Annotated in this window: 12 protein-coding genes; 4 read left to right on the top strand and 8 right to left on the bottom strand. The window is 34.1% G+C overall.

Annotation, left to right across the window (positions count from 1 at the left end; translation table 11 throughout):
- Positions 1–91 precede the first annotated feature (91 nt).
- Positions 92–2,155, bottom strand: coding sequence for an LTA synthase family protein (locus tag ACE83Q_RS00375; protein WP_409022167.1), 2,064 nt, complete (start codon positions 2,153–2,155; stop codon positions 92–94).
- Positions 2,156–2,229: 74 nt separating this feature from the next.
- Positions 2,230–2,463 carry a YkuJ family protein gene (locus ACE83Q_RS00370; protein WP_409022166.1) on the bottom strand — a complete coding sequence of 78 codons (234 nt, stop codon included), beginning with the start codon at positions 2,461–2,463 and terminating at the stop codon, positions 2,230–2,232.
- A 134-nt stretch (positions 2,464–2,597) separates the two neighbouring features.
- Between ACE83Q_RS00370 and ACE83Q_RS00365 the strand changes: the two genes are divergently transcribed.
- A complete protein-coding gene (locus ACE83Q_RS00365) occupies positions 2,598–3,773 on the top strand; it encodes a pyridoxal phosphate-dependent aminotransferase (RefSeq protein WP_409022165.1) in 1,176 nt (391 codons plus the stop codon).
- Between the two features lie 102 nt (positions 3,774–3,875).
- Positions 3,876–4,187, top strand: coding sequence for a thioredoxin (gene trxA / locus ACE83Q_RS00360; RefSeq protein ID WP_409022164.1), 312 nt, complete (start codon positions 3,876–3,878; stop codon positions 4,185–4,187).
- Positions 4,188–4,414: 227 nt separating this feature from the next.
- Here the strand turns inward: trxA and ACE83Q_RS00355 are convergent, their stop codons facing one another.
- The 6 genes from ACE83Q_RS00355 to ACE83Q_RS00330 all read right to left on the bottom strand — a co-directional run bounded on the left by ACE83Q_RS00355 (position 4,415) and on the right by ACE83Q_RS00330 (position 10,156).
- Positions 4,415–5,443: a YbhN family protein gene (locus tag ACE83Q_RS00355; RefSeq protein WP_409022163.1), complete on the bottom strand. Its 1,029-nt coding sequence runs from the start codon at positions 5,441–5,443 to the stop codon at positions 4,415–4,417.
- A 3-nt stretch (positions 5,444–5,446) separates the two neighbouring features.
- Positions 5,447–6,469 carry a glycosyltransferase family 4 protein gene (locus ACE83Q_RS00350; protein ID WP_409022162.1) on the bottom strand — a complete coding sequence of 341 codons (1,023 nt, stop codon included), beginning with the start codon at positions 6,467–6,469 and terminating at the stop codon, positions 5,447–5,449.
- A gap of 29 nt (positions 6,470–6,498) precedes the next feature.
- The gene (locus ACE83Q_RS00345) at positions 6,499–7,680 is read right to left on the bottom strand and encodes a glycosyltransferase family 4 protein (protein ID WP_409022161.1); all 1,182 of its coding nucleotides are present in this window, start codon (positions 7,678–7,680) and stop codon (positions 6,499–6,501) included.
- A gap of 148 nt (positions 7,681–7,828) precedes the next feature.
- Positions 7,829–9,550, bottom strand: a complete 1,722-nt coding sequence (ptsP, locus tag ACE83Q_RS00340; RefSeq protein WP_409022160.1) for a phosphoenolpyruvate--protein phosphotransferase — start codon at positions 9,548–9,550, stop codon at positions 7,829–7,831.
- Positions 9,550–9,816 carry a phosphocarrier protein HPr gene (locus ACE83Q_RS00335; protein ID WP_409022159.1) on the bottom strand — a complete coding sequence of 89 codons (267 nt, stop codon included), beginning with the start codon at positions 9,814–9,816 and terminating at the stop codon, positions 9,550–9,552. The genes ptsP and ACE83Q_RS00335 overlap by 1 nt, the downstream gene beginning before the upstream one ends.
- Positions 9,817–9,967: 151 nt before the next feature.
- Positions 9,968–10,156 (bottom strand): hypothetical protein, encoded by a 189-nt coding sequence (locus ACE83Q_RS00330; protein WP_057973672.1) that lies wholly within the window; start codon positions 10,154–10,156, stop codon positions 9,968–9,970.
- Between the two features lie 202 nt (positions 10,157–10,358).
- Here ACE83Q_RS00330 and ACE83Q_RS00325 point away from each other — a divergent pair, with 202 nt between their 5' ends.
- Positions 10,359–12,590, top strand: coding sequence for an AAA family ATPase (locus ACE83Q_RS00325; RefSeq protein ID WP_409022158.1), 2,232 nt, complete (start codon positions 10,359–10,361; stop codon positions 12,588–12,590).
- A gap of 151 nt (positions 12,591–12,741) precedes the next feature.
- Positions 12,742–13,824 carry a MucBP domain-containing protein gene (locus ACE83Q_RS00320; RefSeq protein WP_409022157.1) on the top strand — a complete coding sequence of 361 codons (1,083 nt, stop codon included), beginning with the start codon at positions 12,742–12,744 and terminating at the stop codon, positions 13,822–13,824.
- Positions 13,825–13,923 lie beyond the last annotated feature (99 nt).

Raw genomic sequence — 13,923 nt, 5'->3', positions numbered from 1 at the left:
TTTTTAATGTAAAGGTCCTGTGGGGGTATTGTAAAGATTGTGTAAAGGTTACAACAAAAAAAGCCATAACATGACGTTATGACTTCAATCGTTATTTTAATTCTGGAGCATCAGTTTTGAATAAACTTTCGGTAGATACGCCACCGTGTTGTTCAATTAAACTGGTTTTTTCTTTCTCCTGTGCTTTTTTCAAAGTTTCAAGAGCGTCACTTTTCTTATAATTATAGTCAGATTTATTTACTTTAGTGAAATTACTTGGTGTGTAGAATCTTAATAGATCACCCGTAATAACTTCATCTGATAATGATAATGACGTTGTAACATGTTTTAATTCTTTGTTATAAACTTTTTGTTGTGCTGCCGTTAGTTTTTCGATTTCTTTACCAGTCTTAGTATTATACGTGGTATTTCCAACTTTTGTAAAGGTTGGTGAAACGAAATCACCATTTCTAAAGGCAACCGTTTGGTTACGATTTTTCGATAATAAATCATTACCAAATTGAACCGTATCGGTATTCTTAACGCCTAATAGATCAAGTAAAGTTGGTAGCACATCAATTTCACCACCATAAGTATGATTAATACCGCCCTTAAGGCCATTCATATGAATCATAAATGGTACCTTTTGGAACATCGTTAAATCATAACTGGTTACTTTGTCTTTACCTAAAAGCTGTGCAATAGCTTTCGGATGATTATTAGAGATACCATAGTGATCACCATACATCACAATCATACTGTCCTTATACAAGCCACTCTTCTTCAAGTAACTAACGAATTCTCCGAATGATTGATCAAGATATTTAGATGTTTGAACATAACCATCAACCGTACTATCGTCTGTATCCGTCTTTTTAATTGACGTATTCGCACTATCTAAATCATATGGATAATGGTTAGTTAGTGTGATGAGTTTAGCATAAAAAGGTTGGGGTAATTGTTCAATATACTTAACCGATTGCTTCAAGAAAATCTTATCTTTCATCCCATAACCAACTTTATAGTTAGCTTTGACATCATAATAAGGTTCACTGAAGAAATACTGGTAACCAAATGATTTATAAGTATTATTACGATTCCAGAAACTACCCACGTCACCATGGAAAGCTGCTGTAGAATAGCCTTTTTGATCAAGAATGGCTGGTGCTGCTTGGAATGTATTTTGTGTACCATAAGTCGTCATTGCTGAACCAGATGGTAACCCATAAAGGGATGCTTCCAACATCATTTCAGCATCAGACGTTTTACCTTGTCCAACTTGATTAAAGAAATTATCAAACGATAATGTATTTTGATCATGATAATATTTATTAATGTTAGGCGTAACTTGTTGACCATCCCATTTGTAATCAATCATGAACTGTTGGAAACTTTCTAGATGAATCACAAAAACATTTTTACCCTTCGCTTTTCCATAATACTTTATATTTGAATTAGCACGATTTTCATCCAAATACTTTAGAACTTTATCCATATCTTTAGCAGTGGCATTTTTACGTGTCGCACTTTCTTTTTGCGTTTGATAAACATTATATCCCGCATAGAAATTCAAGCCTAAATATTTAACAATATAGTTATTATCAAAAGTTCTTGTCAATAATTGAGAACGATCCTTTTCAGCTAAACCTAAGTTTCCCAAAGCTAAAAGTACAGATGCAATAGTCAGGATAAAAGCATAACGCTTTTTAATTGGGTTATAGTCAATTTTGACTAATTTAAAGACAAGAATCAAAATCAAAATAATAATATCAATATAAACAAAGAAATCGGTTGGTCGTAAAATACCGGCAATTCCCTTATCTAGATTATTAGCTACTGAACCTGAATTTTTGATAATTCCTAGCGAAAGAAAATCTGAAAATTCACGATAATAAATCATATTTGCAAAAAGCCATGATGTTTGAATAAAATCAACAATCAGCAAAATCCAGTATGATTTTTTACCCTTAAAGTAGATTGCAATTCCAAATAACAATAATGCTGTTGGTATTGGATTAATATAAAGTAAAAATTGTTGCATGCTACCTGTTGCACCTAATGTAAATTTGGTTTCATAAGCAACAACTGTTTTGGCCCAAAATAAAACGAGCGTCAAGAGGAGGAATCCCCATCTTGAGCTCAATTTATCCTGAACATATTTTAAAGTTGACCGCATCTTAGTGCCTCCATTTTTTAAGATCAGTTTTCGAGAACACGAAAATGTCTTTCAATCTATGTTTCAGTTATCGATTAACTAAATAGTAAGTCGTAAACTTCCATTGCAATTAAATCAATATCATCGAAAGGAAATTTAGTATGGTTACTTAAATCTTCTAACGTGTATGCTTTCATATCTGGATCATATTCAACGATTCCCTTTTCAACACCTTCACGTTCGAAGTGTCTTGTTTGGATTTCGCCGTTATCTTCTTTTTGCATAGCCTCTAGGCGGCTAATGATTGCTACTAACTGAGAATTTTTCATAGTTGTTCCCCTTTCAATATCATAGTTAATAATACCAAATTTTCTATACATTTACACCTGATTAAGCAGATTATAATCGTTTCTTAACTTGTTTTTATGCTAAAATGTTACTTATTAGACTTGGAGGCATAAAAATGAGCTTATTTAGAAAAGATTTGAACGATCAAGTATTTAAAATAGAGGTCTCAGATATTCGTCAATTTGATGATGAAGTGAGCCAAATTCCGGATATGATTAAATTAACAATGGGTGAACCAGATTTTAATACACCCGATCATGTTAAAGCAGCTGCCATCGAAGCCATTCATGAAAATTACTCACATTATATGGGTATGGCTGGTGATATTGAGTTACGTGAAGCTGCCAGTGAATTTTTTAATGAAAAATATGACGTTACTTATGATGCACAATCTGAAATTCTAGTTACAGTTGGTGCAACTGAAGCCATCGCAACTGCCTTACAGACTATCTTCAACCCCGGCGATGCCGTTCTTGTCCCAACGCCACTCTACCCTGGCTATATGCCACTGATTACTTTAAATCGGGTTAAACCAATTTTTATCAACACACGTGATAATAACTTTAGATTAACACCTGAGATGATTAATCAAGCTGTTAAAGATAATCCAAATGAAAATATTAAAGGTATTATCCTAATTAATCCAAGTAATCCAACTGGTATTTCTTGGACCGAAGATGAAGTTATTGCGATAACTGATGAAATCAGAAAGCAAAAATTATGGGCAATTAGTGATGAAATTTATAGTGAATTAACTTATGATCATGAACATGTCTCAATTGCAAAATATATCCGTGACCAAACTGTCCTAATTAATGGTTTATCAAAATCGCATGCCATGACTGGCTGGCGCATTGGATTCTTGCTTGCTCCCAAAGCGATGACTAATGAATTAAAAAAAGTTCATCAATACTTAGTAACCTCTGCAACAAGTGTTTCTCAACGTGCTGGAATTGCTGCCCTACGTGACGGTAAAGACGATGGTCGTGTAATGAATGTTGAATATAAAAAACGTCGTGATTTCGTTATGGCTGAAATGAAAAAAATGCATTTTGAAATGGCACAACCTAGTGGCGCTTTTTATATTTTCGCAAAGATTCCTGCAGGATACAATCAAGATTCTATGGCATTCTGTAAAGAACTAGCTTTTAATAATAAACTTGCCTTAATTCCAGGAACTGCTTTTGGTGATTCTGGTCAAGGTTACGTTCGCTTAAGTTATGCTTCTAGTATGGAGAATTTAGTGCTTGGGATGGAACGTTTGAATGACTACATGACACAAAATAAATAAAAATACGGCGTTATTTCTTTATACTTACTTTTTGTAAGCATATATTTAGGCTAATTGTTTTTTCTCTGATATTATATTCAAATAAATAAAGGAGGAATTCAAATGGTACAAGCAATTACAGATGAAAATTTCAAAACAGTTACAGATTCAGGTATAACATTGACGGATTTTTGGGCAACATGGTGTGGCCCTTGCAAAATGCAATCTCCAGCAATTGAGGAATTAGAAAAAGAAATAGGTGACAAGGTTAAATTTGCTAAAATGGATGTTGACCAGAATCCTAAAACAGCTGACGATTTTGGTATCATGGGAATTCCCACATTAATGATTAAAAAAGATGGCGAAGTTGTTGATACTCTCGTCGGTTACCATTCAAAAGAGCAAGTTAAAGACGCTTTATCACAATATATTTAACAACTTTTAAAAACTAACGAATAAAAACTTCATTAAATAACTATATTTCATAAAAGCATTGTCATTTGACAGTGCTTTTTTTGTCGTTATTTTGAATAGTACTAAACTGATTAGCTATTTTAGTATTGCTTAAAGAAACCCGTTCTCCTACTTGTAAAATACAAAAAAAACATTGCCAATAATAGAGAATCTATCATTAGCAATGGTTACTATCACATTTTATTTATTTAATCTTCAATTCCAACTTCTTCTACCTTATCTGGTTTAACAACTAAAGCAAACATTCCCGCAAATAGTCCAACATAGTAAGTTAAAATACGCCATAACAACATGGCTAAAATCAATTTACTGTGACTGGTCATGAAACTAGAAAAGACAATCGCGAAGCTATATTCTGCACCACCGGTTCCCCCTGGAATTGGGAAAAGTGAAATTACCATGACGATAAGCACATGAAGTGCTGTAATCATAATCACATTCACCGATGTGTATCCCAATGACAACATGATAAAGTATGGAATTAAATAGTAAAACGCAAGTTGGAAGAATGTTAATACAAAAACGTGAAAAATCATTTTCTTTTCATTCTTCATACGTAAACTCTCTTTATGGAAATTTTCAATTTTTGAATAAATACTTGTATTCCAGCGATCAAAACGATCCCCTTTAACGAATAACTTAACAACTAGCATACAAACATACACTAATTTTTTAGTGAATCCATACCAATACATGATCATTAACAAAGCAGTAATCACAGCTAAATGAATCACAAATCCAAAAATCACAAATACCATTAGATAATTAACTTTATCTTGAATGTATTGAAACCCAATTAGTAAACAAACAATAAAATTAATAACAATCATTGCCTGGTAAACGACAAATTTCATTAATAAAATGGAACTTGCACGACCAGCATCTACACCTGACTGAGCCATCGCAAACAATTGTGCAGGTTGTCCACCTGTTGAAAAAGGTGTGATTCCATTAAATAATTGTTCAATCAGTGGAATACGAATTGCATTCTTAAATGTAAACCTCTTATGTTGCCCTATCATGAACCGTTGAACAACAAATGCTTCAATGACAAAGTACATACAGATACAAAATACTGCTACTAATAACCACCATATATTAATATTAACTAAAGCTTTAACGAGCGACTGAATTGATACATTTTTTAAAGAATAAGCGAATATCCCCATCCCAATTATAACCATTAACGTCAATAAACCTATGTTTTTTCGAGTCATCTTTTAGCCCTCTTTGCTCTGGTCCAAGTAAAATTGATGCCAAATTTCAGCCAATCTATCCTCAGAATAGTATGCTGATGCCTGATCTGCTTTGTCATGCAAAACTGATAACGCATTGGGATCTTCTTTTAATTTTCTCAATTTAATTTGCATACCATTAACATCTGTCGCGGCATCATAATAGCCCTCAATAACCGCTTTATAAAGATCTAAATCGCGCAATAATACAGGTGTCCCACAACTGAATGCTTCTAATACTGACATTGGAAACAATTCATTGAAAGATGGCAACAAGAAAAGGTTAGCAATATTGTAATAATTTACTAGAGCTTCTCGATCAATAATTCCCGTAAACGTTAAATTGCTAGGCGGATTATCAACTACTTTTTTTAATTCAGCGTAACCGTCAGTTAACTTACCAAATGAAAAGCCACCGGCCCAAATAAATTGGATATCAGGATTTTGTTTAGCTAACTTAATAAAATCGGGCACACCTTTTCTTTCTTGAACTTGACCATCACCAAAAACAACAAATTTATCGGCTGGAATACCCAACGCATCTCTAAAAGCTTGTTTTTCTTCCACGGTTTTTTCATAAAAAACTTTTTTTGAAACAAAATTAGGAATATACGTGACGCGTTTTTTTGGAATCTTAAACGCTTCAAGTTTTGGAATAAAACTTGGATTAACCACGACAATATGATCCATTCGTTTATAAAAAGCAATTACATACCAATAAAAAATGGCTTTAAAAGGTTGTGGAATTTTAACACTTCCCTCAAGTGTTTCTGGTAAAAAATGGACATAGCCAATTTTTTTACCTCTACCTGGCATAAAAGTCGAAAGGTAATAAGGAAAATTGATGGTATGGTAATGACTAATATCTGAGCGACTATATTTATTCACACTAATTTTAAATTCAGCTGGAAAGCGTTCTTTGAGCAACTTCATCATTTCGGTATATGCGCTACCGACCCCTTGTCCTTTAACCGAATTGGCCGCAGAAAACATGTTAATTAATAGCATGGTTGAAACTCCTTTGAAAATAAATTCGTTTATAAATGACTGATTTCGTCATCCTCTTCTTCTATTTCAACATAATGAATTTGAGCATCTTGGTAAAACTCAGCAACTTTTGATCCAAATGTTGCCGCTGAAATTTCTTTTAACTTTTCTAATCTTGGTTCTGGATCAACTTCTTCATGACATCTATTTAAGTAATCAATAATATCAGTCACCATTTCAGTTTCAGATGAAAAAGTTTTACCAACTTCTGGTTTTTCCATTAACTCATCAGTATATTTACCCGTTTTAGCAATAACCGGTGTTCCAGCAGCTAAAGCTTCGATAAACGTCAATCCTTGAGATTCTGTTACTGATGCAGACACAAATAAATCTGCTAACTGATAAAAATGGAATACCTCATCATTATCAACTTCACCAATAAATCTAACGTTGTCCTTTAAATTTAAACTTTCTGTTTGCTCTTCAAGGGTTTCACGTGCCGGACCATCCCCTACAATCAAAAGTAAAACATTCGGTACTTTTTCAATTATCGCTGGCATACCATCAATAATTTCTTGTGTATTCTTTTCAAATGCTAATCGACTTAACGCAAGCATGACTGGTCGATCTTCAGAAATGTCTAATTTAGAACGATAATCTTCTGTTTCAATTTGTTCAAATTGAGAAATGTCTACCCCTGTAGGGATAACTCGTATTTCTGATTTCACACCATACTTCTGTAGCAATGTCTGAACACGTGTACTTGGTGCGATAATCCCGCTCATATGGAATGCAAATGTTTTTGTCATTTGCTTAACATGGTATGGTTTCAATAACTTACCATTGGCAATGTAGTGTAAATAATCTTCATACATTGTATGATAGGTATGTAAACAAGGAACTTTTAAATTTCTTGCAACAAATTTGCCAATCCAGCCCATAGAAAATTCAGTCTGTGTATGAATAACGTCTAAATTTAGTTCTTTTGCCACTTGGTAAGCTTGAAATAAGCCTCTAACAGCAATTCTTCTATCTGTAAAAGAAACAAATGGAATACTAGAGAACCTAAAAATATTACGTTCATATACTGTCTTATCAACATGTGGGTCAGTCGTCGTAAAAATATAGACGGTATGTCCCTCTTTTTCGAGCTCGTTTCTTAGTGTTTTTATTGAAGTCGCCACACCGCTCACTTGTGGAAAATATGTATCTGTAAAAATTCCAATATTCACGATAAGGTCCCCTTGTCTATTCTAATATAATAGTTCTAATTATATTGGTTTCTCACCCGTTATGCAATAAAAGTAGACTATTCTCATCTATTCCCAATTAAACACAAAAAAACTGATAATCGAAATTATCAGTTTTTTTGTGTTTAATTTATTTCATGTAAGATTCAACTAATGCAATAACTTCTTCATTAGTTTCACAGTCAGAAACAGCTTTGTCAGCTAATTCCTTCATTTTTGTTGTATCTAATTTTTTCATTAAACTACGTGTTTTAAGAATTGATGAAGCACTCATTGAGAATTCATTAAGTCCCATTCCAGCTAAAATAGGTACGGCAATTTGATCGCCGGCCATTTCGCCACACATACCTGCCCACTTACCTTCTTTATGAGCCGAATCAATTACCATTTTAATCAAACGTAAAATTGATGGGTTATAAGGTTGGTAAAGGTATGACACTTGTTCGTTACCTCGATCAGCAGCCATTGAATATTGAATTAAATCATTTGTACCAATACTAAAGAAATCAGCATACTTAGCCAAATGATCACCGTTCATAACAGCAGCAGGAATTTCCATCATCATACCGACTTCAAGTTTATCTGCTACTGGTACACCAGCGTCAATTAACTTAGTACGTTCTTCAGTATAGATAGCTTTCGCTGATTTAAATTCATCAACAGTTGCAATCATAGGGAACATAATTGCTAATTGTCCATAATGAGAAGCTCTAAGTAAAGCACGAAGTTGTGTTCTGAAAATATCTTGACGATCCAAACTAATACGGATTGCGCGATATCCTAAGAACGGATTCATTTCCTCTGGTAATGGCAAGTAAGGTAATTCCTTATCGCCACCAATATCCATTGTTCTTACAACTACTTGTTTACCATTCATACCTTCAACTGCAGCTTTATAAGCTTTAAATTGATCATCTTCTGAAGGTAATTCACTAGCATCCATGTATAAGAATTCTGAACGGAATAAACCAACTGCTTCAGCACCATTATCTACTGCACCCTCAACATCCTTAGGTGTACCGATATTAGCAGCTAAATCAAAATGTACGCCATCAGCAGTAACTGTTTTAGCGTCTTTTAGTTCTTCCCATTCAGCTTTTTGATCAGAAAAAGCTTTTGCTTTTGCTTCATATGTTGAAATTTCTTCAGCAGTAGGATTGATAATTCCGTCACCATTGATACCATCAACAATAACCATATCACCTTCTGAGATTGCAGTCGTTGGATCACCAGCGCCTACAACAGCAGGAATTTCAAGCGTACGAGACATAATAGCAGAATGAGAAGTACGTCCACCAACATCAGTAATAAATCCTTTAACAAATTTACGATTTAATTGGGCTGTATCCGATGGTGTTAAATCATGTGCAACGACCACAACTTCTTGATCGATAAGAGCAGGATTAGGAATTGTAACTCCTAATAAATGACTCATTACACGTTTCGTAACATCACGAATATCGCCTGCACGTTCTTGCATATAAGCATTATCAGTCATATCTTCAAACATCGAAATGAACATATCTGTGACATCTTTCAATGCTGCTTCAGCGTTGACCTTATCATTTTTGATTTTATCGCCAATGTTGCCCATAAGTTCAGGATCTGAAAGGATTGTCAAATGAGCTTCAAAAACCTCGGCTTCTTCTGCGCCGAGGTTTTCTGCAGCTTTTTGTTTGATTAGTTTCAAATCTTCACTTGATGCTGCAACAGCAGCATCAAGGCGTTTGATTTCTGACTCTGGATCTTCAATGCTTACTTGCGAGAATGACAAATCGGGTTGAACCAACATATATGCTTTAGCAATGGCAATACCATCACTAGCAGCAATCCCTTTTAGCATTTTCGACATTATTCAGCAAGTCCTTCTTTCGTCATTGTTTCTGTAATAGCTGCGATTGCATCTGTTTCGTCAGCGCCATCAGCAGTGATTGTTACATCAGCATTTTGACCAACGCCTAATGACATAACGCCCATGATTGATTTCAAGTTTACTGATTTTTCTCCGTAAACCAAAGCAACGTCAGCAGTAAATTTGCTTGCTGCTTGTACCAATAATGTAGCTGGACGTGCGTGGATACCTGTTTCTGCGATTACGTGAAAGTCTTTCTTTTCCATAATTAATTATCTCCTTGATGTTCTATATTTTTTTATTTTAGAAAAATGCATAACCCACTAACAAAAGCAAAGAACACGTTTTCATTAATAAATTAAACACATTAGTCTTTAGAGACAAATAATACCATTATTTAAAAAATGATACAAGTCTTTAGTTTTTCAAACTAACATATTTGTAAATAATTTGACCTTCTCTTTGCGCATTACCAACGATTGCCTTACGTAATTTTTCTTTTTGCCAAACAAGTTGAAAAGCCATAAATTCATCTGGGTTGATTGTTATTGTCTCTATTTCACCAGCAATTAATGCATCAATTTTTGCTTTATAATCTTCGCTCATTTTCAAACCTCTTCTCACTAAAATCTACTATACTAAATTCATTATAGATTAGCGTACATAAAATGTAAAAAAGGAGTTCTAATTGCTTGCAGAATTTTTCCATATTTTGTATACTATTCATCGAAGGTCAAAGATGGTCAACATGTTTTTGATCTTAGATAAACTAAACTATACGAACGAAATATGAAAGGTTGTGACACATATGATCTGTCAAAATTGTCAAATCAATCCAGCGACAATACACTTATCAACTAACTTAAATGGTCAGCATCAAGAATACGATCTATGTCAAAATTGTTATCGATTACTAAAAGATGAACAAGAACGTTTAAGTAATGGTCAAATCCGTAATAATCAACAAGATCCATTTAGCTTTGGTAACCTTGATGATTTATTTAATGCGATTGCACCGAATAGTCAAAATAATAGCTCACAAAGAAAAGACCAGACACCTCCTACCCAAGCTGGTAGAAATGGTGGCGCTAATAAAAATAATGGTAAGGATACAATCCTTGGCCAATTTGGTCTTAATCTAACCGATGAAGCACGGGCAGGAAATATTGACCCGGTCATTGGTCGCGATCAAGAAATCGATCAAATTATTGAAATTTTGAATCGTCGGACAAAAAACAATCCTGTTCTAATCGGTGAAGCTGGTGTAGGTAAAACAGCTGTCGTTGAAGGATTAGCTCAAAAAATTGTTGATTCAGCTGTTCCTCAAAAACTTTTAAACAAACAAGTTATTCGATTAGATGTTGTTTCATTAGTTCAAGGAACGGGTATCCGCGGTCAATTTGAAGAACGAATGCAACAATTAATGAAGGAACTAAAAAATGATAAGTCTATCATTCTCTTCATTGATGAAATTCATGAAATTGTAGGTGCTGGTAATGCTGAAGGTGGTATGGATGCCGGTAACGTTTTAAAACCAGCTCTTGCCCGAGGCGAATTACAACTCGTTGGTGCAACAACTCTAAATGAATATCGTCAAATCGAAAAAGATGCTGCACTGGCACGTCGTTTACAGCCTATCCAAGTTGATGAACCTAGTGTCGAAGAATCAATCGTCATTTTAAAAGGCATTCAAAAGAAATACGAAGCCTACCATCATGTTCATTATAGTGATGAAGCAATTGAAGCTGCTGCTTCTCTTTCTGACCGTTACATTCAAGATCGTTTTTTACCAGATAAAGCCATCGATTTACTTGATGAATCTGGTTCAAAAATGAATTTAACTATTAAAGCTATTGATCCCAAATTAGTTGCAGAAAAAATTAAAAACGCTGAAACTCAAAAACAAGCTGCACTAACCGACGAAGATTATGAAAAAGCAGCCTACTATCGCGATCAAGTCGCAAAATTCAAAGAATTACAAGATAGTAATACTGATTCTGATGAATTACCAATTGTAACCGAAAAAGAAATGGAACAAATTATTGAAGAAAAAACAGGAATTCCTGTAGGCGAACTAAAGGAAAAAGAGCAACAACAATTGAAAAATTTAGCCACTTCCCTTCAAGCTAATGTCATTGGTCAAGATGACGCCATTGATAAAGTAGCCCGCGCCATCCGCCGTAACCGGATTGGATTCAATAAATCTGGGCGTCCTATCGGTTCATTCTTGTTTGTTGGACCAACTGGAATTGGTAAAACAGAACTTGCTAAACAGTTATCAAAAGAATTATTTGGAACAAAAGAATCCATGATTCGTTTCGATATGAGTGAATACATGGAGAAACATTCAGTTTCTAAATTGATTGGTTCCCCTCCTGGCTATGTCGGTTATGAAGAAGCTGGTCAATTAACTGAACAGGTTCGTCGTAATCCATACAGTTTAATCTTGTTAGATGAAGTTGAAAAAGCACATCCTGATGTTATGCATATGTTTTTGCAGATTCTTGAAGATGGCCGTTTAACAGATTCACAAGGTCGTGTGGTAAGTTTCAAAGATACGATTATCATTATGACATCTAACGCTGGAAGTGCTGATGCTGAAGCAAATGTTGGCTTTGGTGCAACGTCAGAAGGCTCAACACATGCCATCATTGATAAACTATCAAATTACTTCCGTCCTGAATTTTTAAACCGTTTTGATGACATTGTTGAATTTAACTCATTAAGTAAAGAAAACTTAGTTTCAATCGTAAGTATCATGCTTGATGACGTCAATAAAGTTCTTAAAAATCAAAACTTAGAACTTCACGTTACAAATCGGGTTGAAGAAAAATTAGTTGATTTAGGCTACAATCCCGCAATGGGTGCTCGTCCACTAAGACGTGTTATTCAAGAACAGATTGAAGATCAAATAGCTGACTTCTACCTTGATAATCCTGATGTAACAAAATTAGCTGCAAAAATTGAAAAAGATGAAATTAAGATATCAGCCGATACAACTACTGATGCTAAAGATTCCGACTCTAACGTTGAAAAATAAAGACCAAACTGAAGATGTTGCTCAGATAATTATTTCTGAGTTGGCATCTTTTTTTATATTTATTCATCATTTTAAATAAATAAACGATATTTCAAACACTTTTTCCCAATAATTAAGCTTTTTAGGTTATAATTATGATATTAGATTATGAATGGAGCTGATTAAAATCGCCTTAAGAGATTTCTTCCGGAATATGTTGTCTGTTTTTACAAAAAATGACCAACCTAATTCCACTTCCGATATACAATTTGTATTCAATTCTGAATCAACAAAAAAATATAAGGCACCAAAACAAAAGAAACATGAAGTCATTGAAGAAAAAACCTTTTTACCAACATCTGTTTCAGATGCCACAATGATTGTTTACTATAAAGATCAAAATAATAATAATTTATCTCGTCCGCAAATTATCAGTGGCACTATAGGTAGTGATTTAAGACTTCAATTTGAACCAATCAATGATTATAATCTAGTTGGCATTTCAGGATTCACAAGTACTTTTGTAACTAACTACGGTGCTATTATTTTAAGCTATGAAAAGAAACATGGCGCTGCCGTTTGGATTTATAATCAAGATATTGATGGCGGTTATTTAATTGGCTCACCTACTTTACTGCGTGGTCATTTGAATGAACCTTTCACTTATGATCCTGTAAATATTCCAGGGTTTAATTTGTTGCGCGCCTCAAAAACTAGTTATGGTACTTTTACAAATGAACAGCAGACCATCTACTACTATTATCGTAACTTAAATTGGAAAACCGTCGATAAAATTGACGCATACATCCAAATTACAAAACGCGCACGCCCTTACGACTTACCCGATGGTAACTGCTATCCCGCTTTCTTACCTGCTGGTGTTATTTTACAAGTATTTGAAAAAATCGAAACGAATTCAGGCACTATTTGGTACAGTATTGGTGGTAATCAATGGTTAGAAAGTACTTCTAATGTAAAAATAATTAATGAACCAAAATATGCTTCATTACCTGATAAAAACGCCAATGAATTCACCAAAAAAATAATGAATCACTCTGCTTCAATTGATTACATTCCTAATAAATCTGTGACTATTTACACTAAACCTTATGGCAAAAAACTACGAACTTTAGCTGACAATACACAGGTTACTTTAATCAGTCAACTATCATCAAGTAACGACGTTTGGTTTGAATTAAAAGATGGTGGTTTTATTGATGAAACATACATCAAAATGCCCTACTCATTAAATTAATCGGCTCTATAATATCTGTTGTTGGTGATAGAAAAATCTATCACTGGCAACAGATTTTTTGTATGATATAAAAAAGGAACTCCGTTCCTTAAATAATAG

This window comes from Dellaglioa kimchii (genome assembly GCF_046115505.1).
In the GTDB taxonomy this organism is placed as follows: Bacteria; Bacillota; Bacilli; order Lactobacillales; family Lactobacillaceae; genus Dellaglioa; species Dellaglioa kimchii.
This window is presented reverse-complemented; position numbering and strand designations above follow the sequence as displayed.

Excerpts from the sequence above, each read along its gene's own strand:
- ACE83Q_RS00350 (WP_409022162.1), bottom strand. The coding sequence starts at position 6,469 with ATGCTATTAATTAACATGTTTTCTGCGGCCAATTCGGTTAAAGGACAA.
- ACE83Q_RS00370 (WP_409022166.1), bottom strand. The coding sequence starts at position 2,463 with ATGAAAAATTCTCAGTTAGTAGCAATCATTAGCCGCCTAGAGGCTATG.
- ACE83Q_RS00335 (WP_409022159.1), bottom strand. The coding sequence starts at position 9,816 with ATGGAAAAGAAAGACTTTCACGTAATCGCAGAAACAGGTATCCACGCA.
- trxA (WP_409022164.1), top strand. The coding sequence starts at position 3,876 with ATGGTACAAGCAATTACAGATGAAAATTTCAAAACAGTTACAGATTCA.
- ACE83Q_RS00355 (WP_409022163.1), bottom strand. The coding sequence starts at position 5,443 with ATGACTCGAAAAAACATAGGTTTATTGACGTTAATGGTTATAATTGGG.
- ACE83Q_RS00320 (WP_409022157.1), top strand. The coding sequence starts at position 12,742 with ATGGAGCTGATTAAAATCGCCTTAAGAGATTTCTTCCGGAATATGTTG.
- ACE83Q_RS00330 (WP_057973672.1), bottom strand. The coding sequence starts at position 10,156 with ATGAGCGAAGATTATAAAGCAAAAATTGATGCATTAATTGCTGGTGAA.
- ACE83Q_RS00375 (WP_409022167.1), bottom strand. The coding sequence starts at position 2,155 with ATGCGGTCAACTTTAAAATATGTTCAGGATAAATTGAGCTCAAGATGG.
- ptsP (WP_409022160.1), bottom strand. The coding sequence starts at position 9,550 with ATGTCGAAAATGCTAAAAGGGATTGCTGCTAGTGATGGTATTGCCATT.
- ACE83Q_RS00325 (WP_409022158.1), top strand. The coding sequence starts at position 10,359 with ATGATCTGTCAAAATTGTCAAATCAATCCAGCGACAATACACTTATCA.
- ACE83Q_RS00365 (WP_409022165.1), top strand. The coding sequence starts at position 2,598 with ATGAGCTTATTTAGAAAAGATTTGAACGATCAAGTATTTAAAATAGAG.